Annotated in this window: 22 protein-coding genes and 1 pseudogene; 7 read left to right on the top strand and 16 right to left on the bottom strand. The window is 64.5% G+C overall.

Annotated elements, in window-relative coordinates:
- Positions 1 to 240: 240 nt before the first annotated feature.
- Both KYT87_RS12350 and KYT87_RS12345 read right to left on the bottom strand, forming a co-directional pair.
- Positions 241 to 1,722, bottom strand: a complete 1,482-nt coding sequence (locus KYT87_RS12350) for an amidase (protein WP_219992349.1) — start codon at positions 1,720 to 1,722, stop codon at positions 241 to 243.
- A 102-nt stretch (positions 1,723 to 1,824) separates the two neighbouring features.
- Positions 1,825 to 2,709: a LysR family transcriptional regulator gene (locus KYT87_RS12345; protein WP_219992348.1), complete on the bottom strand. Its 885-nt coding sequence runs from the start codon at positions 2,707 to 2,709 to the stop codon at positions 1,825 to 1,827.
- Positions 2,710 to 2,823: 114 nt separating this feature from the next.
- Between KYT87_RS12345 and KYT87_RS12340 the strand changes: the two genes are divergently transcribed.
- Positions 2,824 to 4,359: an MFS transporter gene (locus tag KYT87_RS12340; protein ID WP_219992347.1), complete on the top strand. Its 1,536-nt coding sequence runs from the start codon at positions 2,824 to 2,826 to the stop codon at positions 4,357 to 4,359.
- Here the strand turns inward: KYT87_RS12340 and KYT87_RS12335 are convergent.
- The 6 genes from KYT87_RS12335 to KYT87_RS12310 form a co-directional block, all read right to left on the bottom strand.
- On the bottom strand, positions 4,337 to 6,607 hold the full coding sequence (locus KYT87_RS12335; RefSeq protein WP_219992346.1) for an ATP-dependent DNA helicase: 2,271 nt from the start codon (positions 6,605 to 6,607) through the stop codon (positions 4,337 to 4,339). The genes KYT87_RS12340 and KYT87_RS12335 overlap by 23 nt on opposite strands.
- Complete coding sequence (locus KYT87_RS12330; protein ID WP_219992345.1) at positions 6,604 to 8,415, bottom strand: VRR-NUC domain-containing protein; 1,812 nt, start codon at positions 8,413 to 8,415, stop codon at positions 6,604 to 6,606. Before KYT87_RS12330 ends, KYT87_RS12335 begins: the two co-directional genes overlap by 4 nt.
- 83 nt (positions 8,416 to 8,498) lie before the next feature.
- The gene (locus KYT87_RS12325) at positions 8,499 to 9,098 is read right to left on the bottom strand and encodes an ATP-binding protein (RefSeq protein WP_219992344.1); all 600 of its coding nucleotides are present in this window, start codon (positions 9,096 to 9,098) and stop codon (positions 8,499 to 8,501) included.
- Between the two features lie 222 nt (positions 9,099 to 9,320).
- Positions 9,321 to 10,637: a cytochrome c gene (locus KYT87_RS12320; RefSeq protein WP_046805885.1), complete on the bottom strand. Its 1,317-nt coding sequence runs from the start codon at positions 10,635 to 10,637 to the stop codon at positions 9,321 to 9,323.
- Between the two features lie 12 nt (positions 10,638 to 10,649).
- Entirely contained in the window at positions 10,650 to 12,425 is a 1,776-nt protein-coding gene (locus KYT87_RS12315; RefSeq protein WP_046805884.1) for a GMC family oxidoreductase, read from the bottom strand.
- Between the two features lie 6 nt (positions 12,426 to 12,431).
- Complete coding sequence (locus KYT87_RS12310; RefSeq protein WP_046805883.1) at positions 12,432 to 13,145, bottom strand: gluconate 2-dehydrogenase subunit 3 family protein; 714 nt, start codon at positions 13,143 to 13,145, stop codon at positions 12,432 to 12,434.
- A 328-nt stretch (positions 13,146 to 13,473) separates the two neighbouring features.
- On the opposite strand from KYT87_RS12310, the gene KYT87_RS12305 reads away from it, so the two are divergent.
- Positions 13,474 to 14,106: a hypothetical protein gene (locus KYT87_RS12305; protein ID WP_219992343.1), complete on the top strand. Its 633-nt coding sequence runs from the start codon at positions 13,474 to 13,476 to the stop codon at positions 14,104 to 14,106.
- Between the two features lie 62 nt (positions 14,107 to 14,168).
- On the opposite strand, the pseudogene KYT87_RS12300 reads toward KYT87_RS12305, so the two are convergent.
- From KYT87_RS12300 to KYT87_RS12290, 3 genes and pseudogenes are all read right to left on the bottom strand, one after another.
- Positions 14,169 to 14,324 (bottom strand): annotated as a pseudogene (locus KYT87_RS12300) (VapC toxin family PIN domain ribonuclease); the annotation flags it as partial.
- Between the two features lie 19 nt (positions 14,325 to 14,343).
- A complete protein-coding gene (locus KYT87_RS12295) occupies positions 14,344 to 14,589 on the bottom strand; it encodes an AbrB/MazE/SpoVT family DNA-binding domain-containing protein (protein WP_219992342.1) in 246 nt (81 codons plus the stop codon).
- A 93-nt stretch (positions 14,590 to 14,682) separates the two neighbouring features.
- A complete protein-coding gene (locus KYT87_RS12290) occupies positions 14,683 to 15,300 on the bottom strand; it encodes a TetR/AcrR family transcriptional regulator (protein ID WP_219992341.1) in 618 nt (205 codons plus the stop codon).
- Between the two features lie 156 nt (positions 15,301 to 15,456).
- Here KYT87_RS12290 and KYT87_RS12285 point away from each other — a divergent pair, with 156 nt between their 5' ends.
- Together KYT87_RS12285 and KYT87_RS12280 are read left to right on the top strand one after the other, a co-directional pair.
- The gene (locus KYT87_RS12285; protein WP_255594085.1) at positions 15,457 to 16,494 is read left to right on the top strand and encodes an MBL fold metallo-hydrolase; all 1,038 of its coding nucleotides are present in this window, start codon (positions 15,457 to 15,459) and stop codon (positions 16,492 to 16,494) included.
- A gap of 61 nt (positions 16,495 to 16,555) precedes the next feature.
- On the top strand, positions 16,556 to 18,169 hold the full coding sequence (locus KYT87_RS12280) for an NAD(P)/FAD-dependent oxidoreductase (protein WP_219992339.1): 1,614 nt from the start codon (positions 16,556 to 16,558) through the stop codon (positions 18,167 to 18,169).
- A 180-nt stretch (positions 18,170 to 18,349) separates the two neighbouring features.
- Here KYT87_RS12280 and groL read toward each other — a convergent pair whose 3' ends face one another.
- From groL to KYT87_RS12265, 3 genes are all read right to left on the bottom strand, one after another.
- Positions 18,350 to 19,972: a chaperonin GroEL gene (gene groL / locus KYT87_RS12275; RefSeq protein WP_120155201.1), complete on the bottom strand. Its 1,623-nt coding sequence runs from the start codon at positions 19,970 to 19,972 to the stop codon at positions 18,350 to 18,352.
- Between the two features lie 57 nt (positions 19,973 to 20,029).
- A complete protein-coding gene (gene groES, locus KYT87_RS12270; protein WP_219992338.1) occupies positions 20,030 to 20,347 on the bottom strand; it encodes a co-chaperone GroES in 318 nt (105 codons plus the stop codon).
- Positions 20,348 to 20,487: 140 nt separating this feature from the next.
- The gene (locus tag KYT87_RS12265) at positions 20,488 to 21,123 is read right to left on the bottom strand and encodes a diguanylate cyclase (RefSeq protein ID WP_219992337.1); all 636 of its coding nucleotides are present in this window, start codon (positions 21,121 to 21,123) and stop codon (positions 20,488 to 20,490) included.
- A 328-nt stretch (positions 21,124 to 21,451) separates the two neighbouring features.
- Between KYT87_RS12265 and KYT87_RS12260 the strand changes: the two genes are divergently transcribed.
- The 3 genes from KYT87_RS12260 (at position 21,452) to KYT87_RS12250 (ending at position 22,673) form a co-directional block, all read left to right on the top strand.
- Positions 21,452 to 21,892 (top strand): Hsp20/alpha crystallin family protein, encoded by a 441-nt coding sequence (locus KYT87_RS12260; protein WP_046805876.1) that lies wholly within the window; start codon positions 21,452 to 21,454, stop codon positions 21,890 to 21,892.
- Between the two features lie 28 nt (positions 21,893 to 21,920).
- Complete coding sequence (locus KYT87_RS12255; protein ID WP_104143745.1) at positions 21,921 to 22,325, top strand: Hsp20/alpha crystallin family protein; 405 nt, start codon at positions 21,921 to 21,923, stop codon at positions 22,323 to 22,325.
- A gap of 75 nt (positions 22,326 to 22,400) precedes the next feature.
- The gene (locus KYT87_RS12250; protein WP_046805874.1) at positions 22,401 to 22,673 is read left to right on the top strand and encodes a hypothetical protein; all 273 of its coding nucleotides are present in this window, start codon (positions 22,401 to 22,403) and stop codon (positions 22,671 to 22,673) included.
- Between the two features lie 89 nt (positions 22,674 to 22,762).
- Here KYT87_RS12250 and KYT87_RS12245 read toward each other — a convergent pair whose 3' ends face one another.
- Both KYT87_RS12245 and KYT87_RS12240 read right to left on the bottom strand, forming a co-directional pair.
- Complete coding sequence (locus KYT87_RS12245; protein WP_219992336.1) at positions 22,763 to 23,545, bottom strand: SDR family oxidoreductase; 783 nt, start codon at positions 23,543 to 23,545, stop codon at positions 22,763 to 22,765.
- 61 nt (positions 23,546 to 23,606) lie between these two features.
- Complete coding sequence (locus tag KYT87_RS12240; RefSeq protein WP_219992335.1) at positions 23,607 to 24,695, bottom strand: alkene reductase; 1,089 nt, start codon at positions 24,693 to 24,695, stop codon at positions 23,607 to 23,609.
- Positions 24,696 to 24,932 lie beyond the last annotated feature (237 nt).

Raw genomic sequence — 24,932 nt, 5'->3', positions numbered from 1 at the left:
TGGGGAATTTGGCTGATTATTGCAAAGCCCGGTCCACCCAGCCATGAAAAACTAGGGAAATCCCCGCAAAAATGGGCTATTCGTCAGAAAAAAGCAAAGATCGCTTACAAAGCTTGTCTTTTCTGGATGACGGTGCGTAGCGCGGTTGGGGCGCGGCGTGGGGCCGGTCAGGCCCCTATGGCCGCACGGGGGCACGGGGGCACGGGGGCCGGCGCCGGGGCCGACCGGCAGTTCCCGCGCCTACGTCGACGCGGACCACAGCGCAGCAGGCGGATACGCGGCAACCCAATCGCAGGCCTGGTCGTACGCCTGGGCCAGGCGCAACACGTCCAGGTCCGCTTGCGGCGGCCCGATCAACTGCATGCCCATCGGCAGGCCGTCAGGGCTGAAGCCCACCGGCACGCTGATGACCGGGCAGCCGGCCAGCGTCCACGGCGTGACGGTTTCCATCCAGCGGTGATAGGTGTCCATGGGGCGCCCGTCGATGTGCTTGGGCCAATCCAGCGTGGCGTCAAAGGGAAACACCTGCGCGGACGGCACCGCCAGAAAGTCCACGTCTTCGAACATGCGCAGCACCGTCTGGTACCACGCGCTGCGTTCCTGCGTGGCCTGATAGACATCCAGCGCCGTCATGCCGTCCAGGCCTTCCACTTCCCAGATCAGCGCCGGCTTGACCAGCTTGCGCGTGGCTGGGTCCTGCACCAACGCCTGGAACTGCCCGCCCACCATCAGGTGGCGATGCGTCAACCACATGCGCCACAGCCGGTCGCCGGCGAACGGCACGTCGTAATCGACCACGTCGCAGCCCACGGTGTCCAGCGTGGCCAGGCCCTGCGCGCACACGTCAAGAATGCCCGGCTCCATTGGCAGATAGCCCTTCCAGTCACTCAACCACCCCACGCGCTTGCCTCGCATATCCGCATCCAGCGCGGCAGTGAACTGCGCCGGGTCGTCACGCAAGGACAAGGGCGAACGCTTGTCATAGCCAGCCAGAACGGACAGCAGCATTGCAACGTCGCGCGGGGTGCGCCCCATGGGGCCTTCGTAGGACAGCTGTTTCAAGAACACTTCGGGCGACGGCCCAAACGGCACGCGCCCCGCCGACGGCCGCATGCCGTACACGTTGCAGAACGCCGCGGGGTTGCGCAGCGAGCCGCCAAAGTCGCTGCCGTCGGCCACCGGCAGCATGCGCGCGGCCAGCGCTGCCGCCGCGCCGCCGCTGCTGCCGCCGGCCGTCTTGGTGGGGTTGTAGGGGTTGCCCGTGGTGCCATAGACCGGGTTGTACGTATGCGAGCCCAGCCCGAATTCCGGCACGTTGGTGCGGCCGATGAAGATGGCGCCCGCCGCCCGCATGCGTTCGACGATGATCGAATCGTGCTGCGTAACCTGGTCTTTGTAGACCAGCGAGCCCATCGACGTGACCATGCCGCGCACGGCGGTCAGGTCCTTGGGCGCCTGGGGCATGCCGTGCATCCAGCCCAGCCACTGGCCGGCATCCAGCTGCGCATCGCGTTCAGCGGCCTCGCGCAGCAGTTCATCGGCATCGCGGCGCGCGACGATGGCATTGACCTTGGGATTGACCTTGTCGATATGCGCCAGATAGGCGCGCATGACCTCGACACAGGAGAGCTCGCGGCGCCGGATCGCGTCCGACAAGGCATGCGCCGACATGGCGACGATGGGGTTCAGGCTGGCGGCGTCGGCCGGCGTGGCGAGAGGCATGCGAGAGGCTCCGGAGGATCGTGATGGTTGTCACACTGGCGGGCAGTGCCAGTGCGCCCAGGCGACATACTACGCAACCTGGGCGGGCGCAGGCCAGCGCCACTACGGAAACAAATGCTGCGCCAGGTGGTCGATGAACACGCGCAGCTTGGGCGACGCCTGACGGCTGGCGGGCCACAACGCCCACATCGTGCCGCCGCCGCGCGTGCGGTCTTCCATCACCACGTGCAACTGCCCCGCCGCCAGCTCGCGGCGGATCGTAAAGTCCGGCAGGCAGGCAATGCCCTGCCCGCCCACGGCAAGCGCAATCCGCATTTCCACGCTGTTGCACACCAGCGTCAACGGCAGCTCGGGCGCCTGCGCGTCCTGCCCCAGTTTGAACGGCCATTTTTCCAGGCGGCCCGTGGCGGGATAGCGGTAATGCAGGCAGGCGTGGCCCAGCAGATCGGCGGCGCGTTTGGGCGTGCCGTGCTGACGCAGATAGTCGGGCGAAGCCGCCAGCACCCGGCGGAACGGGCCCAGGCGGCGGCGCTTCAGGCCGGAGTCTTCCATGTCGCCAGTGCGGACCACGGCGTCGTAGCCCTCGCCTATGACATCGACCATGCGGTCGGTGAAGTCCAGGTCCAGCTTCACAAGCGGGTATTGCCGCATGAAGCTGGCCACGGCGGCGTCAAACAGGCCGCTGTAGCGAGGCAGGCTCACGCGCAGCTTGCCCTGCGGCGCGTCCGAGGCGGCGGAAAGTTCCAGCTCTGCCGCTTCGACCTCGGCCAGGATGCGGCGGCAGCGATCCAGAAATTTCTCGCCTTCCGGCGTCAGCGCCAGTTGGCGTGTGCTGCGATGAAACAGTCGCACCTTAAGGCGCGCTTCCATTCGCGCGATGCTCTTGCCCACCGCCGACGGCGACACCCCAAGCGCGCGCCCTGCCTCGGCAAAGCTGCCCGCCTGCGCCACCAGCACAAACACCCCTATGCCGCTAAGGCTATCCATTTGACGCACTCCAATACGGACATAGGTGTCCGGAATGTCGGGAATCCTAGCCTATTTTTCTTTTATGCATCGCGCCCTAAGCTGGCCGTCCTTTCGTTTTCCCTGGCGCGTTCCATGCCTACCCACGACCATTTACCCCCTTACCGCCGCTGGCTGCAATTGCTGTCGGCCTGCCTGACCGCATTGTTGATTCCGCTGTGCTTTACCGGCCCCGCCGTGGTGCTGCCGTCCATCAGTCACGACCTGGGCGGCACGCCCGTACAACTGAATTGGATCTTGAACGGCTACATCCTGGCGTACGGCAGCGTCATCATGGTGTCGGGCAGCCTGACCGACCTGTACGGGCCGCGACGCGTATGGCTGCTGGGCCTGGTGGGCTTTTGCGTCACGACCTTCGCCATTGCCTTCGTGCCGACAACGGGCTGGATCAACTTGCTGCGCCTGTTGCAGGGCGTGGGTGGCGCGGCCGCTTTCGCCGCCGCCATGTCGTCGCTGGCGCCGCTTTTCCACGGCGTGGCGCGCACCCGCGCGTTCAGCCTGCTGGGCACCACGTTTGGCGTGGGCCTGTCGTTCGGGCCGCTGGCCGCCGGCTGGATGGTGGACGCCGCCGGTTGGCAGTGGGTGTTCCTGGCTACCGGTGCAGTGGGCGTGTTGGGCGCCGCCATGGTCGCCGTCAGCGTGCGCCCCACGGCGCGCGCCGTGCAAGGCCGGCTCGACTGGCCGGGCGCCATCAGTTTTACCGGCGCACTGGGGCTGTTCACCTACGGCATCCTGCTGGCGCCCGAAGCGGGCTGGACGGACACGCACGTCCTGGCCGCGCTGCTGGCGTCCGTGCTGCTGGCCGTGGCCTTCGTGCGGATTGAACGGCGGGTAGCTCGGCCCATGCTGGACTTGCGCCTGTTCCGCAGCCCGCGCTTTGTCGGCGTGCAGGTGCTGGCGGCATCCCCCGCGTTCCTGTTCATTGTGCTGGTCGCGCTGCTGCCCGGCCGCTTTATCGGCATCGACGGCCATAGCGCGCTGCAAGCAGGGCAACTGATGATCGGCCTGGCCGCGCCTTTGCTGGTCGTGCCTTTCGTGGCCGCGTTGCTGACACGCTGGTTCCGGCCGGGCGTGCTGTCTGCGCTGGGTTTGTTGGCGGTGGCGGCGGGTTTGGTGTGGCTGGCCGGCATCCTGGACACCGGCACGTCGGCGCTCTGGATGCCGATGCTGTTGATCGGGTGTGGCATCGGTTTGCCGTGGGGGTTGATGGACGCAATGGCGGTCAGCGTGGTCGACGCCCGCAACGTCGGCATGGCGACCGGCATTTTCAATACGGTGCGCGTGTCGGCGGACGGCGTGGCCATCGCCGTGGTCGGCGCGCTGCTGGCGTTGCTGATCCAGACGCAGTTGACGGTGGCGATGCCCGAGGCGCAGGCCTTGGCCGCAGCCGCCAACCGCGCGGCGCTGGGGCAGTTGGACGACGCGGCGGCGCGGCTGCCGGCATCCCTGACCGATGCGCTGCCGCTGCTGCATCACGCCTACGACAACGCTTTTCGCCACGTCTTGCATGCCTTGGCCGTCATCGCGGTGCTGACCGCGCTGGCGATAACGCTGCTGCTGGGCCGTCGTGATCCGGTTGCCGCGCCGCTCAGTCCACCCGCCACCAGCTAGGCAGCAGGCCGCGCACCTTCGCGCGGCGGTAACGGTCGTCGATCAGGTGGACCGTGCCCACATCGTTTTCGGTGCGGATAACGCGGCCGGCCGCCTGCACCACCTTTTGCATGCCGGGATACAGGTAGGTGTAGTCGTAGCCGTTTTCCTCGCCGTAGCGCTGGTCCATTGCCCGCTTCATGTTTTCGTTCACGGGGTTGACCTGGGGCAAGCCCAGCGTGGCGATGAACGCGCCGATCAGCCGCTTGCCCGGCAGGTCCACCCCTTCCGAGAACGCGCCGCCCAGCACCGCAAAACCCACGCCCTGCCCCGTTTCGGTGAAGCGCGCCAGGAAGGCCGCCCGGCCCCCTTCGTCCATGCCGGGCGTCTGCAACCAGATCGGCACGGCAGGATGGCGCTCGCGCATCAGGTCGGACACCTGCCGCAAGTAGTCAAAACTGCTGAGAAAGCCCAGGTAATTGCCCGGTCGTTCGGCGTACTGTGTGGCGATCAGGTCGACGATGGGCGCCAGCGAGCGCTCGCGGTCGCGATAGCGGGTGGACACGTTGCCCACCACCCGCACCGCCAACTGTTCGGCCTGGAACGGCGCGGCCACGTCGATCCAGGGCGTGTCGCGCGGCAAGCCCAGCGTGTCGCGATAGAACTGCTGCGGGCTTAACGTGCCGGAAAACAGCACCGTGGCATGCGCCGCGGCGTAGCGCGCCGCCAGATACGGGGCGGGTATCACGTTGCGCACGCACAGGGTCGACGGCCCGGTCTTGGCGCTGGCCACGCCCACGTCAGACAGCGTCACGTCGAACAAAGCGTGCGAACCGAATTGTTCCGCCAGTCGCATGAATTGCAGCGCCTGGAAGTAGAAGGTCAACACCGGGTCGTCTTGCGGCAAGGGGGTTTGGCCCATGTATTCCATGATGGCGCCCACCGCTTTCTGCACGGCCGACAGCACACCGGCCGCCACCGCGTCGTAAGCCTGATAGCGTTCCGCCTGCTTCTTGTTCAGCGCATTCCAGGACCGCTGCAAGCCATCCAGCGGCTTTTTCAATTCCTTGGGCGCGGCATAACGCGCCGCCGACAGCGACGCCTGATCCAGCTCGCCCGTGTACATGCGACGTGCCCGGTCGACCAGGTTGTGCGCCTCGTCCACCAGCACCGCCACTTTCCATTGATAGGCCTGCGTCATGGCGTACAACATGGCCGACGCGTCGTAGTAATAGTTGTAGTCGCCCACCACCACATCGCTCCAGCGGATCAACTCTTGCGACAGGTAATACGGACAAACGTGGTGATCCCGGGCAACGGCTCGCACCGTGGGCGCATCCAGCCGTGCGTGCTGCACCGCCGCCTCGCGCGCTTGGGGCAGGCGGTCATAGAAGCCTTGCGCCAAGGGACAGGAATCCCCGTGGCACGCCAAATCCGGATGCTCGCAGGTCTTGTCGCGCGCTTGCAGATCCAGCACGCGCAGGCCGGGCGCGGCGGGTTGCGCGTTGACGGTGTCCAGCGCTTGAACGGCCAGCGCCCTGCCCGAGCCCTTGGCCGCCAGGAAGAAAATCTTGTCCAGACCGGTGCCGGGGCTGGCTTTGAGCAACGGGAAAATCGTGCCCAGCGTCTTGCCGATACCGGTGGGCGCCTGCGCCATCAGGCAACGGCCGTCGCGCGCGGTGCGGTACACGGCCACGGCCAGGTCGCGCTGCCCGGCACGGAATTCGCCATGGGGAAACGCCAGTTTCTCCAGCGCCGCGTCGCGGGCCTGCCGATGCGCCAGTTCGGTCTTGGCCCACGCCAGGAAACGGTTGCACTGTTCCTGGAAGAACGCGCGCAACGCGGCGGCGTCATGCGTTTCGGTCAGCACCGTTTCTTCTTCGGTAACCACGTTGAAGTACACCAGCGCCACGCGCACCTGCTCCAGCCCGCGCGATTCACACAGCAGATGCCCATAGACCCGCGCCTGCGCCCAATGCACCGCGCGGTGGTTGTCGCGCACGCTGTCCAACTGGCCGCGATACGTCTTGACCTCTTCAAGCTGGTTCAAGACCGGGTCAAAACCATCGGCGCGCCCGCGCACCAGCAGGCCCTCGTGCTCGCCGGACAAAGACACTTCGGTCTCGTACTGCGGGCCGCGCCGCCCCGTCACCACCGAGTGCCCGGCCATACCCTCCAGGCCGGTCGGCGCGGGGGTAAAGCGCAAGTCCAGGTCGCCGGCCCGCGCCGTGAATTCGCACAGCGCGCGCACCGCCACGGCATAGCTCATGCCGCGCCCTCCTGCCAGCTGACGTGGCACACGCGCACCGGCATGCCGTGCGACACGCAGTATTGCAACCACCGAATCTGGTTGTCTTGCAGCTTGTCGCCCGGGCCTTTTACTTCGATGAGTTCATAGCGGCGCTGCGCCGGCCAAAAGCGGATCAGGTCCGGCAAGCCGGATCGGTTGGTCTTGACGTCGCGCAGCAGGCGCGTGAAAACCAGCTTCAGGTGCGCGGGGGGCAGGCAATCCAGCGCCAGCGTCAGCAAGGTTTCGGACAAGGCGCCCCAGAACACAAACGGCGATTGCACGCCGGCTTTATCGGCGTAGCGCTGCAAGATCACGTCGCGATACTCGGGCGTGTCCAGTTGCGCCAGGCAGTCGGCGAACAGGTCTTGGCGGCGCTGGTAAAAATCAGGCGCGTCCAGGTCGGCCGGGCCGCGTTGGAACGGATGAAAGAACGCGCCCGGCAACGGCGCGAACACGGCGGGCCAGCACAGCAGGCCGAACAGGGAATTAAGCAGCGCGTTTTCCACGTAGTGCACGGGCGCGTCGTCTTGATGCAGGTGGTCGCGCGTGATGAATTCAACCGAAGCCGGCGTCGCCGGCCGTTGCAGCGTCAGATCGGTGCGCGGCACGGCAGGGACGGGTGGGCGGGCCGGCCCGCCCTGCCCCACCGCCCGATACAGGCGCGGCAACATGCGCGCCACGCGCTGGCTTTCTTCTTCGCTTTCCGGTGCGTCGCGCGCTTGCAGCGCCAGGGTCAGCGCCTGGTCATACCGCGCCATGCGCTCGTGCACGCGGATGCGGCGATGGCGCGCGCCGGGGTACGCGCATTGCTCATAGGCGGCTTGCGCCGTGGGCCAGTCGCGGGCGCGTTCACATGCCTGCCCGATGCGCAGCAGCACCTTGGCGCGGCGCTTTTCCAGCCAGGGGTTCTGGCTGACACAGCCGTGTACTCGGGCCAGCAGGGCAGGCATGTTCGCGCCTTCTTCCAAGGCCGTCCGGCAGGCGTGCAACGCCAGATAAGCGTCTACGTCCGCCCGCGTCTGGAACGCGCGGGACGAGGCATCAAACGGTACGGTTTCATACTGGAAGACGCCCAGGTCAGCCAACACGAATTCCGACCAGTCCTGGTGCAGATTGCCGAAGAACATCAGGCGCAAGCGTTCGCACAAGTCGCCGACCATGACGCGCCAGACGGGTTCTTGCGCAACGGGGTTCCATTCGGAGTAAGGCCGGGGCGCGGCGTGCACGGCACGCAGCGCGATCAGCAGATCGGCTTTGCGCGCGGTGGGTCTGAGGCTGGCGAAGTGATGCGGGCCTGTGCTTGGGCCGCAATTTGATTCCGAATTTGAGCCCGAATTTGAGCCCGGATTCGATTCCGGATTTGATCCCGGATTTGATCCCGGATTTGATCCCGGATTTGCGCCCGAGTTTGCGCCCGAACTTGCGCCCGACTTTGAGCCCGAACTTGCGCCGAAAAACAGCCGGCAAAGCTCGGGCTTGGTATGCAGGTCAAACAATTCATCCAGCGTCATCGGCGCTGCGGCATCCAGCCAGCCCAGCGCGGCAAGCGGCCCGGCGGCGTCGACCGCGTTGCCGATTTCCTCGTATACCAGCCGGCTGGCCCGAAACCACGGCCCACGGCGCATCAGCATGCGGGCCATCAACGCCTGCGAGGCTTGCGGCAAGGCCTGGAAGTTTGCCAGGAAACGGCGTTCGTCGGCGTCCAGCACGTCGGCGTAGCGGTCGCCGACCCACGCCAGGGCGCAGAGGAAATTGTGCAGATAGTAGTAGCGGTGCGGGGGAAACATCGGCCGGGCCGGATAGCTGGGGTTTTATCCAGTAATCATAGCAGGCGGCCCGGCGTTGCACCGGGACATTCTTGCGTCGCTTCTCAGCCTTGCGCGTGCGTCACGATGGTCAGCCCTTCCTGCGGACCGGGCTCGACAAAATAGGCGGTGATGGCGTCGTACTGCGCATCCGATGTAGAAAATGCATGCGTACCGGACGCGTTGCGCGCGCGCAACCGCGCTTTGCACAGCGCATCCGACGCCCGCAAGTAGTGCAACTGGTGCGGGCAACCCGCTTGCCGCGCCACGTCCAGCAGCCATTGCCGGCCCGCCAGCGTATTGGCCGGAAAGTCCAGCACCACGGACACCCCTGCCCCCACCAATGCCGCCACGTGGCTGCCCATGGCGTTGCGCAGCCTATCCGCGCAGCGGGCGTAATCCGCGATGCCCAGGATCTCGCCGGGATACAAAGCCGCCAGCCACGCATCTTCGCTGATCAGCACCGTATGGGGTTGCGCGGCAAGCTGCGCGGCCAGGGTGGACTTGCCGGCGGCAATCTTGCCGCACAGAAAATGCAGGGTGGCAGGCGTGAAGGACGGGCTTCGGGCCTGAGCTTCAGTTTGAGCTGCGGCTTCGGCCTGGGGTTGGGCAGGGGTTTGGGCGGGGGTTTGGGCGGAGGTTTGGGTCGGGGACGGCGGCGTCATGCAAGGCTCTCCTGGGAAATCCATGCCTGGCGAGCCAACAAACAACCCGCCGGTTGGCGGGTTTATGTGGCGATGTACCGATGCGCGCTAACCCACCTTGGTGACAAGGCGGCTAATAATCACGGCGAACGCGTTCAGGGTTTGGCGCATGGGCACAACAGTGCGCCTGGCGCGCTTTGTTGTCAATGGCCGCTCCGAAAAGCGGCCACTTCCCACACTGCCTTAGCGCGCCGGCTGCGCCGCCGCGCCGACGTCCTTGCGGACCTTGGCTACGTCGGCCGCGCTGACCGCCGCGCCCTTGTTGCCCCAGCTGGAGCGCACAAAGGTCACCACGTCGGCTACTTCCTTGTCGGTCATGCGCCAGTCAAAGCCCGGCATGGCGTAGGCGGTCGGGGCCGCCGTCGTGCCCGGCATCTGCGCGCCCTTGAGCACGATGTGGATCAGCGACGTGGGGTCCGCCGAATTCACCGTCGAGCTCAGCGCCAACTGCGGGAACGTTTCCGTGTAGCCCTTGCCGGTGCTGCGATGGCAGGCCGCGCAGTTGTTCAGGAAGGCCATGGCGCCGTCGCCCTTGTCCTTGCCGGTACGCAGCGCTTGCGCCACGGTCTCGTCATAGGCCAGGGGCTTGGTGGCGGCGTCCTTGTTCACCGGCGGCAAGCTCTTCAGATACACGGCGATGGCGTTCAGGTCGTCATCGGTCAGGTGCTGCGTGCTGTCCTGCACCACCTGTGCCATGCCGCCGAACGCGGCCGAATGGCCGTTGCGCCCGGACTTCAGGAAGACGGCGATGTCTTCCTTGGTCCAGCTGCCCAGGCCGTCGACCATGTCGCCACGCAGGTTCTTGGCCAGCCAGCCTTCGACCACGCCGCCCGACAGGAAGGCCGAGCCGTCCGCGTCGCTCAGCGCCTTTTCCTGCAAGGCAAAACCGCGCGGGGTGTGGCAGGTGCTGCAATGGCCCAGGCCTTCAACCAGGTACTGGCCGCGCAGCAGTGCCGCGCGGTCCGCGCCCTTCAGGTCGCTGGCGGCCGGGCCGTTCACGACATCCGGCGCGAACATCCAGCGCCACACCGTCAGCGGCCAACGCATCGACATGGGCCACGAAATATCCGTGTCCTTGTTTTCCTGCTTGACCGGCTCGACCCCGTGCATGAAGTACGCGTACAGCGCCTTGACGTCCTCGGGCGTGACCTTGGCGTAGGCGGTGTAAGGCATGGCCGGATACAGCGAATGGCCGTCCTTGGCCTTGCCGTGGCGCACGGCCTGGTCGAAGTCCTCGTACGTGTAGTTGCCGATGCCGGTTTCTTTGTCGGGCGTGATGTTGGTCGAATAGATCGTGCCAAGCGGCGATTCAATGCCCAGGCCGCCGGCAAAGGGCTTGCCGCCCCCAGCCGTGTGGCAGGCAATGCAATCGCCGGCGCGCGACAGGTATTCGCCCTGCTTGATCATCTGCGCGTCGTTCGAGGCCGGCGTGCCGTCCGCCGCGAAAGCGGCGCTGGCGACCAGGGCCGAGAAGGCCGCAACAATGGTTTGCTTGAACATTGTTCCGTCTCCTTATGCCTGGACCAGCGGGCCGGGGTTCTTCAAGTACTGATCGCGGATCGCCTGCGCGGCCCAATAGGCCAAGGCGCCCACCAGCCCGGTCGGGTTGTAGCCCATGTTCTGCGGGAACACGCAGGCACCCATCACGAACACGTTCGGCACATCCCAGCTTTGCAGGTACTTGTTGACCACGCTTTCCTTGGGGTTCGAGCCCATGATCGCGCCGCCCGTGTTGTGCGTGCTTTGGTAGACGCGCGTGTCATAGCGCGCGCCCTTCTTGCGCACCGCCACGAAGTGCTTTTCCGGATTCATGGCCTTGGCCACGGTTTCCATGCGCTTGCCCATGTAGCCCAGCATGTCGAATTCGTTGTCGTGCCAGTCGAACGTCATGCGCAGCAGCGGTTGGCCGAAGGCATCCTTGTACGTCGGGTCCAGCGACAGATAGGCGTCGCGGTACGACATCACCGAGCCCGAGATGCCGATCGTCATGAAGCGCTGGTACGCGTCTTGCACCCCGGCCTTCCAGGCCGTGCCCCACGACGGCGTGCCCGGCGTGGTGGGCGTCTGCTTGATCGGACGACCGCCGTAACGCACGTGGCGGATGCTGGCGCCGCCCACGAAACCCAGCGGGCCGTGATCGAATTGGTCGCCGTTCAGGTCGTCCATGCCGACGCCGCCCGCGCCCGTGCCCACGAAGGGGTTCAGTTGCGTGCCCTTGGGCAGCAGCACGTTGACCGCGCCGTTCATCTGGTAGGCGTAGTTCTTGCCGACCACGCCTTCGTTCGTCTTGGGGTCATACGGCTTGCCGATACCCGACAGCAGCAGCAAACGCACGTTGTGCATTTGATACGCCGACAGGATCACCAGGTCGGCCGGCTGGTCGATCTCTTGGCCCTGGGCGTCGATATACGTCACGCCGATGGCCTTCTTGCCGGTCGAATCCAGATTGACCTTGATGACTTGCGAATGCGTGCGCAGTTCGAAGTTGGTCTTCTTCAGCAGCACCGGCAGAATCGTCGTCTGCGGCGATGCCTTGGAATACATGTAGCAGCCGTAGTTTTCGCAGAAGCCGCAAAAATTACAGGGGCCCAGGCGCACGCCGTACGGGTTGGTGTACGGGCCGGACGCGTTCGCGGCAGGCGCGGGATACGGGTTGAAGCCCACTTCGCGCGCGGCCTTTTCAAACAACTGCGCGCCGTAGGTGGTGGTCAGCGGGGGCAGCGGAAATTCCTTGCTGCGCTTGCCTTCCAGCGGATTGCCGCCTTCCACGATCTTGCCGTTCAGGTTGCCGGCCTTGCCCGACGTGCCGCACACGTATTCGAACTTGGAGAAGTATGGTTCCAGTTCGTCGTAGGTCACGCCGAAGTCCTGGATGGTCATGCCTTCCGGGATGAAGTTCTTGCCATAGCGCGTTTCGTAGCGGGTGCGCAGTTCCAGTTCTTCGGGCAGCACGCGGTAGTGCATGCCGTTCCAGTGGAAGCCCGCGCCGCCCACGCCAGTGCCCAGCAGGAACGAACCATTTTGCCGATACGGCACGGCCACATCGTCCACGCCGTGGCGGATGGTCACGGTTTCTTTCGACAGGTCCTGGAACAGCTTGCCACGCACCGAATAGGCCAGCTCGTCGATCACCTTGGGGTATTCGGCGTCCTTGGGGGTGTCCTGCATGCCGCCGCGTTCCAGCGCCAGCACGTGCAGGCCGGCTTCGGTCAGCTCTTGGCCCAGGATCGCGCCGGTCCAGCCGAACCCGACCAGGACCGCATCAACTTTGTCTTTCTTGATTGCCATGATTGATTAACCCTTTTCCCCAGAGATCGACACGGGGCCATAGGGGTACTTGACGTTGGGCTGGTCGGCCCAGTCCATGTAGTCGGCGCGCGCGCCGGGAAAGCCCACCATCTTCCAGCCCACCATGTTCTTGTTGCCGCCGTAGATCGGGTCGGCAAAGAAGCCTTCTTTGGTGTTGGAAAGCAGAAAGCTGAAGAAGGTCGACGCGGGAACGGTTTCCAGCTTGATCTTGTTGCCTTGCAGGTCTTTCAGGATCTGTTCCTGCAAGGCCTTGTCCAGCTCGGCATACACCTTGCCGTGCGTTTTCACGCACCAGGCATTGCAGGCTTCGATGCCGTGGCGATAGACCTCGCGCGGGTTTTGGTTCAGCTGATAGCCCAGTTCAGGCACCTGGTCGGTGTGGAACGGGCCCTGCATGTACCAGAGCTTGCCGTGGCCGAACGGCGTTTCCATTTGACGGTCGATGAATTCGGGCACACCCGCTTCAATCGCGCCAGGACCGTATTGGTCGGCGGGGATCAGGTGATCCACCGCGGCAACGATGAAGTCCCATTCGGGCTTGGTGAAATAGGTGGGCTCGTAGGGCTTGGCGGGCGCGGCGGTCTTGGTGTCCGCAGCGTTGGTACAGCCGGTGGTCAGTGCACCTACCGCCAATGTCGACGCCGGCACGATAGCCAACGCCTGAAGAAACCGACGACGCGGCTTTGCATCATCTGTCATAGACATCTCCGTGAATTTTCCAAGTTGTCCTAGCGCGCTACCGAACATGAACCCTGGAAACACGAACTGCCGAGCTAGTGACAACACGCTCTGTACTTACAGAAACAAGCTGAACCTTCTCTTCATTGGGGACGCAAGAGAAGGTGCTGCATTATGCGCCTATTCAGGCATCTGATCTGCTCATTGGAGCGGATCAGATCGAAATTCTTGACATGGAAAAGTCTTTTGCTTTAAGGACAAAGTAAGAAGTCCGAAAATGCGGGCTTTTCTGACAACTGGGTGAACGGATTCTGTATATTCCGCGCATGGAACACCACGGATGGCAGGCATGAACGACAAGACCAAGATCTGGAAAAGTTCGACGACAACGCGCAGCTGGAGTTCCACAACGAACTTGACGCCCGAGCAGCAGGCAAGCATCGAAGAACTGTTGGGCGGCGCGCCGGTCAGCGTCAGCGTTCAAGAAAAATGGAGCTACGCCGGCACGGAAAACGGCGAAGCCTTCAAGGTCGATATCGACAACGGCGCGGTCACCGTCAACGGCCGGCACTACGACAGCCTGGACGAAGTCCCGCGCGCCACCCGCGAACGCATCGAGGCGCTACGCGACGGCGAAGGCATGAAAGGCCTGTGGGACATGCTGAAAAATGCCGGGGTGCAGATTGAGGATATGCCTGGTGATCACGTTGCGCGCACTGGCAAACCTGCGTTCACGATTGAGACGGACGGTGATGGAGCGGGTGCGATAGCGGCAACGTCTGCGCCGGTGGCTGACGCGCCGCACGCCGCTGACACCGGCAGGCCCCCAAGCACTGCCGCCGCGCAGGGCGCGCGCGTCGAGATGGACCCCGCCGCGTCCCCCGGCGCCGTGCCCAAAAGCGGCGGCCTGCGGCGCGCGCTTTTAATCGGCATCGCCGTGGGCTTGGCGCTTTGGGTGGCGCGGGCGTTGAATGTGTTTTAGGACGATTGCCGTCGTGCCACACGACACGAGTGCTTTGCGTCCGCCAATGCATCACGCACGGACTATTTGATCAGACGCATGCCGGTGGCTTTTGCCGCCTTCACGTCAAACGTCGCCGTGTATTCACACAGCGCCTCGTGCCCCGTGCGCTCGATCAGACAATCGGCAAAATCCGCTGTGGAGGCGGCGTACAAACGCACTGCCTTCCATACCGTCTCGCATTGGTATCCAGGCCGATCATCGCGCTGACTTGCCCTGCTCGGCGATCGCGTCGTTCATCTCTTGAATCGTGACGGGTTTGCGTGGTTTCGCGATGATGCCTTTGAGCGCCGTAACCGAGTACGTTGCCGGCACCATTTCGTAACGGCCGCTTGCCTCGTTTAGAACAAACTCGATTCTGTCGCCAGTCGACAAGCCCAGATGGTTCCGTACATCGACCGGAATGGTGATCTGGCCCTTGGAAGTCAAGGTGGCGGAAGGCATTGGCTAGCTCCTTGGAAGTGTGCCTTACCAAAATGTAAGGCACGCGCTTGCGCAAGGCCGCGCCATCGGATTGCAGCAACCCTATGCGCCCTGTCATCCGCGCCGCGCGTAGCACCCCAGGAACATCTCCACCGCCGAATCCGCCACGCGCTTACGCTCGGTGGCGCTCAATGGCGGTTGCCCCAGCGTGACTTGCGGCCAGAACGCAAAGCTTTTGACCAGCCCCTGCAACTGGTGGCCGGCGAACTCGGGGTCCACGTCCATTAGCCGCCCGTCCTGGATCGCCGCGCGTATCCACGCCGTTTCGCCGCCCTCTTTTTCACCCATGCGGCACACGATGGCCCGGGCGCGTTCGGGGGAATGGATGATTTCGGCCATGGCCACGCGCGCCAGGTCGATGAAGTTGGGGTCCGCCAGCAGGTCCAGCTTTTGCATCAGCAACTGCCGCAACTGCTGATCCAGCGCCACGTCGGGCTGATAGGCCAGCGAAACGCTGTCCGCACTGGTGGCCCAGAGCTCTTCAAGAATCAGCGAGAACAGCGTTTCCTTGCTGGGGAAATGGTTGTAGACGGTGCGCTTGGAAACCCCCGCCGCCGCCGCGATGCGATCCATGCTGGTGGCCTCAAACCCGGCCGACCGAAACTCTTCCACCGCCGCGCGCACGATGGCTTGGCGTTTGCGATCAGTGAGGCGGGTCGGGGGGCTGGACATGAACAGGCTCGGCTTTTTGGAAGGTGGAATACGCGCGCGGAATGCGCGGATGGAATGCGCGGATGGGAGTGCGAAAAATTTTACACTGATCGGTGTACTTTTCAGAAAAACAAAACTACACTGCGCAGTGTAATTTTTTGCCCCCTGGAACCCGCCGTGACCGCCCTCACCTCCTGCCCCACTGCCCAGCCCCGCTATCCGCAGTCGCCCCAACACCACGAGGGCCGTTTTAGAAACCCCTTGCCGCGCCCCTCGCTGGGCTTCTGGCAAGGCGTGAAGCTGGCGTGGACGTTCTTCTTTGCCAAGCCGCGCGGCACGGTGCCCGAGCAAGCCATTCCCGTGCGCCCCCTCACCCTGGCCGACCTGCAAGCCGCGCCCGACCGCAGCCTGTACCGCCTGGGCCACTCCACCATCCTCTTGAAACTGCGCGGCCGCTTCTGGCTGACCGACCCGGTGTTCTCCAAGCGCGCCTCGCCCGTGCAATGGGCCGGCCCCGCGCGCTTTCACGCCCCGCCCATTTCCATCGAAGACCTGCCGCCCATTGCCGGCGTGATACTGTCGCACAACCACTACGACCACCTGGACCGCGCCGCCATCGACAAGCTGGCCGCCAAGACCGCCCGCTTCATCACCCCCTTGGGCGTGGGCGACCAGCTGATCGCCTGGGGCGTGGACCCGGCGCGCGTCGAACAACTGGACTGGTGGCAATCCACCGACGTCGACGGCCTTCGGCTAACCGCCACGCCGGCCCAGCACTTTTCGGGACGCGGCCTGACCGACTCAGACCGCAGCCTGTGGGCCTCGTGGGTCATCCAGGACGCCGACCTGCGCGTCTTCTTCAGCGGCGACAGCGGCTACTTCGACGGCTTCAAAACCATCGGCGACACCTACGGCCCCTTCGACCTGACGCTGATGGAAACCGGCGCCTATGACAAGCGCTGGGCCTTCGTACACATGCAGCCCGAAGAAACCCTGCAAGCCCACCTGGACCTGCGCGGCCGCTGGTTGCTGCCCATTCATAACGGCACATTCGATCTGGCGCTGCACGCATGGGAAGACCCGTTTGAACGCATTGCCGCGCTGGCAGCGGCCAAAGGCGTCGCGCTGACGACGCCGGTCATGGGGGAACGGGTGGCGATAGAGACCCCGGAGGTGGGTTCCCCCTGGTGGCGAATCGGCGACGCCGCCGCCTGATCGCTCCAGTACAATCCCGCGTTTGGCGACGTTGTGATCGCCCACCTTCTGGACCCGAAGCATGTTGCGACTGACCGAAATCAAGCTGCCGTTGAACCACACGCCCGAGGAATTGCCCGCCGCGATTCTCAAGAAACTGGGCATACCGGCCAGCGACCTGCATGGCTTCACCATTTTTTTGCGCAGTTACGACGCGCGCAAAAAGCACAATATCCTGCTGACCTACACGCTGGATATCGACGTGGAAAACGAGGCCGCGCTGCTTGCGCGCTTTCATGACGACCGCCACGTCAAGCCTACGCCCGACACCGAATACAAATTCGTCGCCCAGGCGCCCGCCACGCTGACCAAGCGCCCCATCGTCATCGGCACCGGCCCCTGTGGCCTGTTCGCCGGCCTGGTGCTGGCGCAGATGGGGTTCAAGCCCATCATTCTGGAACGCGGCAAGGCGGTGCGGGAGCGCACCAAGGACACCTGGGGCCTGTGGCGCAAGCGCATCTTGAACCCCGAGTCCAACGTGCAGTTCGGCGAAGGCGGCGCGGGCACGTTTTCGGACGGCAAGCTGTACAGCCAGATCAAAGACCCCAAGCACTACGGCGAAAAAGTCCTGAAGGAATTCGTGCTGGCCGGCGCACCGGAAGAAATCCTGTACGTCAGCAAGCCGCACATCGGCACGTTCCGGCTGGTGGGCATGGTGGAAGTCATGCGCGACACCATCACCAGGCTGGGCGGCGAAGTGCGCTTTTCCAGCAAGGTGGAAACGCTGCATCGCGAAAACGGCCAGGTCACCGGCGTCACGCTGGCCAGTGGCGACCACATCGAAGCCGACCACGTGGTGCTGGCCATCGGCCACAGCGCGCGCGACACGTTCCAGATGCTGCACGAGCAAGGCGTGTTCATGGAAGCCAAGCCTTTCTCGATCGGCTTCCGTATCGAACACCCGCAGTCGCTGATCGACAAGGCGCGCTTTGGCCCCAGCGCCGGCCACCCCATCCTGGGCGCGGCCGATTACAAGCTGGTGCATCACGCCAGCAACGGGCGGTCGGTCTATAGCTTTTGCATGTGCCCGGGCGGCACGGTGGTGGCCGCCACGTCGGAGCCGAACCGCGTCGTCACCAACGGCATGAGCCAGTATTCGCGCAACGAACGCAATGCCAACGCCGGCATCGTGGTCGGGATTTCGCCCGAAGAAGACTACCCGGAACACGTGCTGGCCGGCGTGGACTTCCAGCGCAAGTGGGAATCGCAGGCCTTTGTGCTGGGCGGCGAAACGTACAGCGCGCCCGGCCAGTTGGTGGGCGACTTCATCGCGGGCAAGGCGTCCACGGAATTCGGGTCCGTGCTGCCGTCGTACACGCCCGGCGTGCACCTGACCGACCTGGCCACCGCGCTACCCGACTTTGCGATCACGGCCATCCGCGAAGCGCTGCCCGCGTTCGACAAGACCATCAAGGGCTTCGGCATGCACGACGCCGTGCTGACCGGCGTGGAAACGCGCACGTCGTCGCCCGTGCGCATCAAGCGCGACAACGACACGCTGCAAAGCCTGAATACCCGGGGATTGTTCCCGGCCGGCGAAGGCGCCGGTTATGCGGGCGGAATCTTGTCGGCGGGCGTGGACGGCATCAAGATTGCCGAAGCCGTCGCGCTGAGCATCATGGGCCGCCAAGGCTGAGAACGAATAGCCAAGGCTGAGGCCGAATAGCCAAAGCTAAGGCCGGATAGCTAAGCCCCCCGAGCCAAAGGCCCCCCGCACGACAAAGCCCCCACGACAAAGGGCGCCAGACGGCAAGGTTGACCTTGCTGCCCGGCGCCCTTTTTTCGCACTGAATCGGGGTGGGCACCCCGATCCCCCTTAGAACGACATCTCAGGCGTGGGCGCGGCGGGTGCCTTGGACTCCTCCGGCAGTTGCGCCACGGTGGCGTCGGTGGTCAGGATCAGGCCCGCGATAGACGCCGCGTTCTGCAACGCGGTGCGCGTCACCTTGGTCGGGTCGACCACGCCCAGGTCCACCAGGTCGCCATAGTTGCCGGTGGCGGCGTCATAGCCGTAGTTGCCCTTGCCTTCCAGCACCTTGGCCACAATCACCGAGGGCTCGTCGCCGGCGTTCGTGACGATGGCCCGCAACGGCGCCTCCAGCGCGCGCAACACGATCCGGATGCCGGCGTCCTGATCGGCGTTGGCGCCCTTCAAGCCGTGAATGGCCGTGCGCGCCCGCAGCAACGCCACGCCGCCCCCGGGCACAATGCCCTCTTCGACCGCCGCGCGCGTGGCGTGCAGCGCGTCGTCCACGCGGTCCTTCTTCTCTTTCATCTCGACCTCGGTCGCGGCGCCCACCTTGATGACCGCCACCCCGCCCGCCAGCTTCGCCACGCGCTCCTGGAGCTTTTCGCGGTCGTAGTCGCTGGTGGCCTCGTCCGCCTGTTTGCGCAGGACCGCCACGCGCGCCTGGATGTCGGCCTGCTTGCCCGCGCCGCCGATGATGACCGACTCTTCTTTGCGGACCTCGACGCGCTGCGCGTTGCCCAGCTGTTCCAGCGTGGTCTTTTCCAGCTGCATGCCGGTCTCGTCCGAGATCACCGTGGCGCCCGTCAGGATGGCGATATCTTCCAGCATCGCGCGGCGGCGGTCGCCAAAACCGGGGGCCTTGACCGCCACCACCTTCAGCACGCCGCGAATCGAGTTCACGACCAAGGTGGCCAGCGCTTCACCGTCCACATCCTCGGCCACAATCATCAACGGCTTGCCCGCCTTGGCGGCAATTTCCAGCACCGGCAGCAGATCGCGAATGTTCGAGATCTTTTTGTCATGCAGCAGCACCAGCGGCTCATCCAGCTGCGCCACCTGCTTCTCGGGGTCGGTCACGAAATACGGGCTGAGGTAGCCACGGTCAAACTGCATGCCCTCGACCACATCCAGTTCGTTGTCCAGCGACTTGCCGTCTTCCACCGTGATGACGCCCTCGCGGCCCACCTTGTCCATGGCCTTGGCGATGATCTGGCCGATGGTCTCGTCGGAATTGGCCGACAAGGACGCGACCTGCGCAATTTCCTTGCTGGTCGAGATGGGTTTGGAAAGATCCTTCAGCTTGTCCACCACCGCCTGCACCGCCTGGTCCACGCCCCGCTTCAGGTCCATGGGGTTCATGCCCGAGGCCACATACTTCATGCCCTCTTGCACGATGGCCTGCGCCAGCACGGTGGCGGTGGTGGTGCCGTCGCCCGCCACGTCGGCCGTCTTCGAGGCCACTTGCTTGACGATCTGCGCACCCATGTTTTCGAACTTGTCCTTCAGCTCGATTTCCTTGGCGACAGACACGCCGTCCTTCGTGATGGTGGGCGCGCCGAAGCTGCGTTCCAGCAGTACGTTGCGGCCCTTCGGACCCAGCGTGACCTTGACGGCGTCGGCCAGAATGTTGACGCCCTTCACCACGCGGGCGCGCGCATTATCGTGAAATTGAATGTCCTTGGCACTCATTTCTAAGGCTCCTGCTATTTCTTGGGTAGATTCCTGATAGCGGCTCGGGCCACCGCGTTATGCCGCTTTCTTGAACGTGTCGCGCGTGGGTTCCAGCACCGCCAGCACGTCGTCTTCGCGCATGACCAAGAGTTCCTGGCCGTCGACCTTGACGGTCTGCCCGGCGTATTTCCCGAACAGGACGTGGTCACCCACTTTAAGTTGCAACTTCTGCACGGCGCCGTCGCGACCGACCTTGCCGGTACCGACCGCCACGACTTCGCCCTGCTCGGGCTTTTCCGCCGCGGAATCGGGAATCACGATGCCGGATGCGGTCTTGCGTTCCTGTTCGATGCGCTTGACGATTACCCGGTCATAGAGGGGACGGATCTTCATGACTCAATCTCCTGAACAATTCAGATCACCAAACACTGCGCCTTCGCGGGCGCGCATCAGGATTTATGGGCGGGGCCGCGCAAGTTCAAGACCCGCAAATTGAATCAAATTGCATCAGAGACGTGCATCACCGACGTGCATCACCGACGTACATCACCGCAGACCCAGATGCCGACCGCCTTTCCCAGACGAAAGGTCACGCGCTTTTGCAGCTGGGCGGCAGGCGCGGCATGCACGGGACAGGGTTGCGTACGGCCGCCCTCGGCGTCCACCGTGGCGTCATCCGCGTCCGTCTGATTCCAGATGCCGTTCTTGCGCGGCCGGAACATCCAGCGCAGATATCCCTTGCGCGCGGCCAGCTCCATCAGCGCCGAATGATCCGGCGCCTCAAGCGCAACGCGTTCCTGCCCGCCGGGCAGATCGGAATAGTCGGCAAACGCCCGACGGCAAGCCACGGCTTCTTCCAGCGGCGCATTCAGGCGGCACCAACCGGGATGCGCCACGCGTTCCACATCCCATGCGCCCAAGCGCCATCCGGCTTCGAGCACCGCTTCATCGATTTCGGCGTAGTGGCTCCAGCGCTGATTCAACTGCAAGGCCGACGCCGCCACCGAACGCAGCGGCTGTGCAATCGCCGTCCGGTCAGGCTTGAAGCCATGCCAGTGCAGCGTCAACAAAATGGGGGTGTCTGCCTTTTGCACCGCGCTGGCGCTGACCGCATACAGCGGCAGGCCCAGCGCGGCGATGTGCGTGTGGATAGTCGTGAATATGTCCATGGGATCTCCGTTAGCCAAAAGCGGATTTCGCGTGGGGTCATGCCCATCGAACCAACGTGTCGAATGAATTTATCGCGTCTTCACAGGGCGCTCAACCGGCGGGGAAAGGCGCATCGTGCCACGGCCGTTCAACGCCGCCCGCGGGCCCCCACCCGCGCTAAAAATCCGCAATTTTTCCCGCCGCCTCGATTGAAGAATTCAATCGCCCCCTCTCTTGAAACCCGCAAACCCGATGCCACATTTGCGCTATGGCGGGGCAGCGCAGCGTAGACACCCCATGCCGCCAAGCCCTACGCCCGTCTGAACCAGACCTTATCGGGAGACGAACATGGCAACTTATCCATTTTTCGATAGCGGCATCAGTTCCGCCCTGGACACCCTGCAACAGCTGGACAAAATCCTGCGATCCTCGACCGCGCCTTCCAACCTGCGGTCCACGGCGCGCGGTGACTTTCCGCCCGTGAACGTAGGCGCGTGCGCCGACTCGATTGAAGTCGTGGCGTTTGTGCCCGGCGTAGACCCGGACGCGCTTGAAGTCACCATGGAAAAAGGCCTGCTGACCATTTCGGGTGAACGCCGCGAAGAAGAACCTTCCGGGCAAACCACCCTGTATGCACGCGAACGCGCGCGCGGCCGATTCAGCCGCGTGGTGGAACTGCCTGCCGACGCCGATCCAGAGAACATCCAGGCGCGCTACACCGACGGCTGCCTTTGCATTTCGATCGGCAAACGCGAGTCCGCCAAGCCGCGTTTGATTTCCATCCAATGAACACTGGCGACGACACAGGAGGATCATCATGGAAGAACGCAACCAACTAGCCGCCACGCGCGGCTCGGAATCCCTGGCCAAGGTCGCTGACGACACCAACCGCCCCGCCACCCTGCCCGCCGTGGACATCTACGAGAACGCCACGGGCATTACGCTCTTGGCCGACCTGCCCGGTGTGTCCAAGGACAGGCTGTCGATCAAGGTGCAGTCGAACGAATTGCTGATCGAAGGCGAAGCCGCGGTGCAGGTGCCGGCCGAGGTGCGGCTGGTGCATAACGAACTGCGCGAACCGCTGTTCCGCCGCAGCTTCACGCTGGGCCACGATCTGGACAAGGACAACATCACCGCCAACTTGAAGCACGGCGTGCTGACCTTGCAGATTCCGCGACTGCGCGAGGCGCAGCCCCGCAAGATCTCTGTCACCGTGACTTGATCGGCAGGCTTGAAACGTTGCGCCCGGTGTATGCCGGGCGCGTTCGCGTTTTAGCCACCATGTGGGGGAGGCCTTATGGAGCATTCCGTCATCACGCAGTATCGCGGCTACGTCCTTAGCGTACGTGCCATCCCGTTGCGCGCGCTGGAAAAACCAGGCTCTTTGCCGGCCGGTTTCATTTCGCTGGTGCAGGTGGTGCGATGCACCGACATCCTGGTTGACTGGTGCATGCCGTGCCCGCACACGCCCTGGGAAACCCCCGCCGAGGCGTTGCGCGAAGGCACGCAGTATCTGCAACGGCTGATCAACACGGGCGCGATCGGACTGGGCGCGCCGATGCTTCAATAGCCTTGGCTGGGGCACCAAGACGTGGCTTGCGCACCCACGACCGCAAAGATGGGCGGGCATGTCGGCACCGACGCCCGCCCATCGTCGCCTCAGGCTGCCTGATAGCGCGCGGCCGCGCTGGCCATCTTGATGTCGCCCAACAGCGCTTGGCGCGCCCCGTCCAGGGCATCCCAGCGCGACGCCTCATGCAGCGGCGGGATCGTCACCGTCTCGCGGCGGTCGAATCCGATCAGCGCCGCATCCACCAATTCACCCACGTCCATCACTTCGGGCAGCGCATTGATATCGATGCCCGCGCGTTGCCAGATCTCGGTGCGCGTGGCGGCGGGCAGCACCGCCTGCACATAGACGCCGGCGGGCGCCAGCTCTTCATGCAAGGCCTGCGACAAGAACAACATATAGGCCTTGGTGGCGCCATACACCGCCATGCCGAACTGCGGCATGAAGCCCACCACCGACCCCACATTCACGATGGCGCCGGTGCCGGCCCGCACCAGGCGCGGCGCGATGGCGCTGGCCAGCCGCGTGGGCGCGGTCGTGTTCAGCGCCACCAATTGGCCGGCCGCCTGGGGCGTCTGCGCCACAAAGTTGCCGGTCTGCGCAGCGCCCGCGTTGTTGATCAGGATCTGGATGCGGGCATCATCGCGCAGCCGGGCCTCGACGGCTTCAATGTCGTCATTGCGCGTCAGGTCGGCCGCCAGCACGTCAACCGCCACGCCATGGTCCTGCCGCAGGCGCGCAGCCAGCGTCTCCAGCCGGGTCAGGTCGCGCGCCACCAGCACCAGATCGTGGCCGCGCCGCGTAAAGCGCTCGGCATAGGTTGCGCCTATGCCCGACGACGCGCCGGTAATCAAAACAGTAGAGGAATTCATTTTGCAGTTCTCGTTGTAAGTCCGGGGATGGCACGCCGCGAAAACGGCGATAGCCCGCCAATCAGCGCGCGTCGGCCAGCGCCGGGTAGTCGATATAGCCTTGCGCGCCGCCGCCATACAGCGTGGCGGGGTCCAGCTGCGCCAGCGCAGCGCCCGTCTTCAGGCGCTGCACCAGATCGGGGTTGGCGATGAACGGGCGGCCGAATGCAAACAGGTCGGCATGGCCCTGGGCAAGCTGGGTGGCGGCCAGGTCCAGCGAATACCCGTTGTTGGCGATATAGGTGTTCGTAAAGCGCCTGCGCAGCGAACCGTAGTCGAACGGCGCCACATCACGCGGCCCGCCCGTCGCGCCCTCCACCACGTGCAGGTAGATCACGCCCAACGCATTGAGCTGGTCAGCGATGTAGTCGTACTGCGCCTGCGGGTCGCTGCAAGTAATGCCGTTGGCCGGCGACACCGGCGAAATGCGCACGCCGGTACGGTCGGCGCCCACCTCGTTGGCCACCGCCTGCGTCACCTCCAGCAACAGCCGCGCACGGTTCTGCACCGAACCGCCGTACGCGTCGTCGCGATGGTTCGCGCCGTCCTTGGCGAATTGCTCAAGCAGATAGCCGTTGGCGCCGTGGATTTCCACGCCATCGAAACCCGCCGCAATGGCGTTCGCGGCTGCCTGACGAAAGTCGTCGACGATGCCGGGCAGCTCGTCCAGCGCCAAGGCGCGCGGCATCGACACCGGCTCAAAGCCATTGTTGACAAACGTCTTGGTCTCGGCGCGGATGGCGGACGGCGCGACGGGCGCGGCGCCGTTCTCTTGCAGGTCCACGTGCGACACGCGGCCCACATGCCACAGCTGAAGGAATATCTTGCCGCCCTTGGCATGCACGGCCTGCGTCACTTGCTGCCAGCCTTCGACCTGCGCTGCCGTGTAAATACCCGGCGTGTCCTGATACCCCTGCCCCTGCTGCGAGATCTGCGTCGCCTCGGCAATCAACAAACCCGCCGAAGCGCGCTGGCCGTAGTACGTCGCGGCATGGCGGCTGGGCACAAAGCCCGCTTCGGCGCGATTGCGCGTCAGCGGCGCCATCACGATGCGGTTGGAAAGCGTCAGGGTTCCTAAGGTGTAGGGCTGGAACAAAGCGTTGTCGGTCATGGTCGGGTTCCATAAATAGGGGTTGATTGCGGTGCGCAAGGCGGTGGCCTTGGGCTGATCGCGGCACAGCCAAGTCCGGAATACGGTCCGGGCCGGGCGGCCAACGGCGTTAATGATGATGATCAACATCTAAATCGTCAAGCACTTTGATGATGATCGACATCAATGTATATTTGTCACCTGCACATGGCATTAACAAACTGGCACGCGCGGGCGTGTCATCCAACGAGGTTGCAA

It is taken from the genome of Achromobacter sp. ES-001 (assembly GCF_019448355.1).
Lineage (GTDB): Bacteria > Pseudomonadota > Gammaproteobacteria > Burkholderiales > Burkholderiaceae_B > Achromobacter > Achromobacter spanius_B.
Note: the sequence above shows the minus strand (reverse complement) of the source record. Positions and strands in the feature narration are given on the sequence as shown.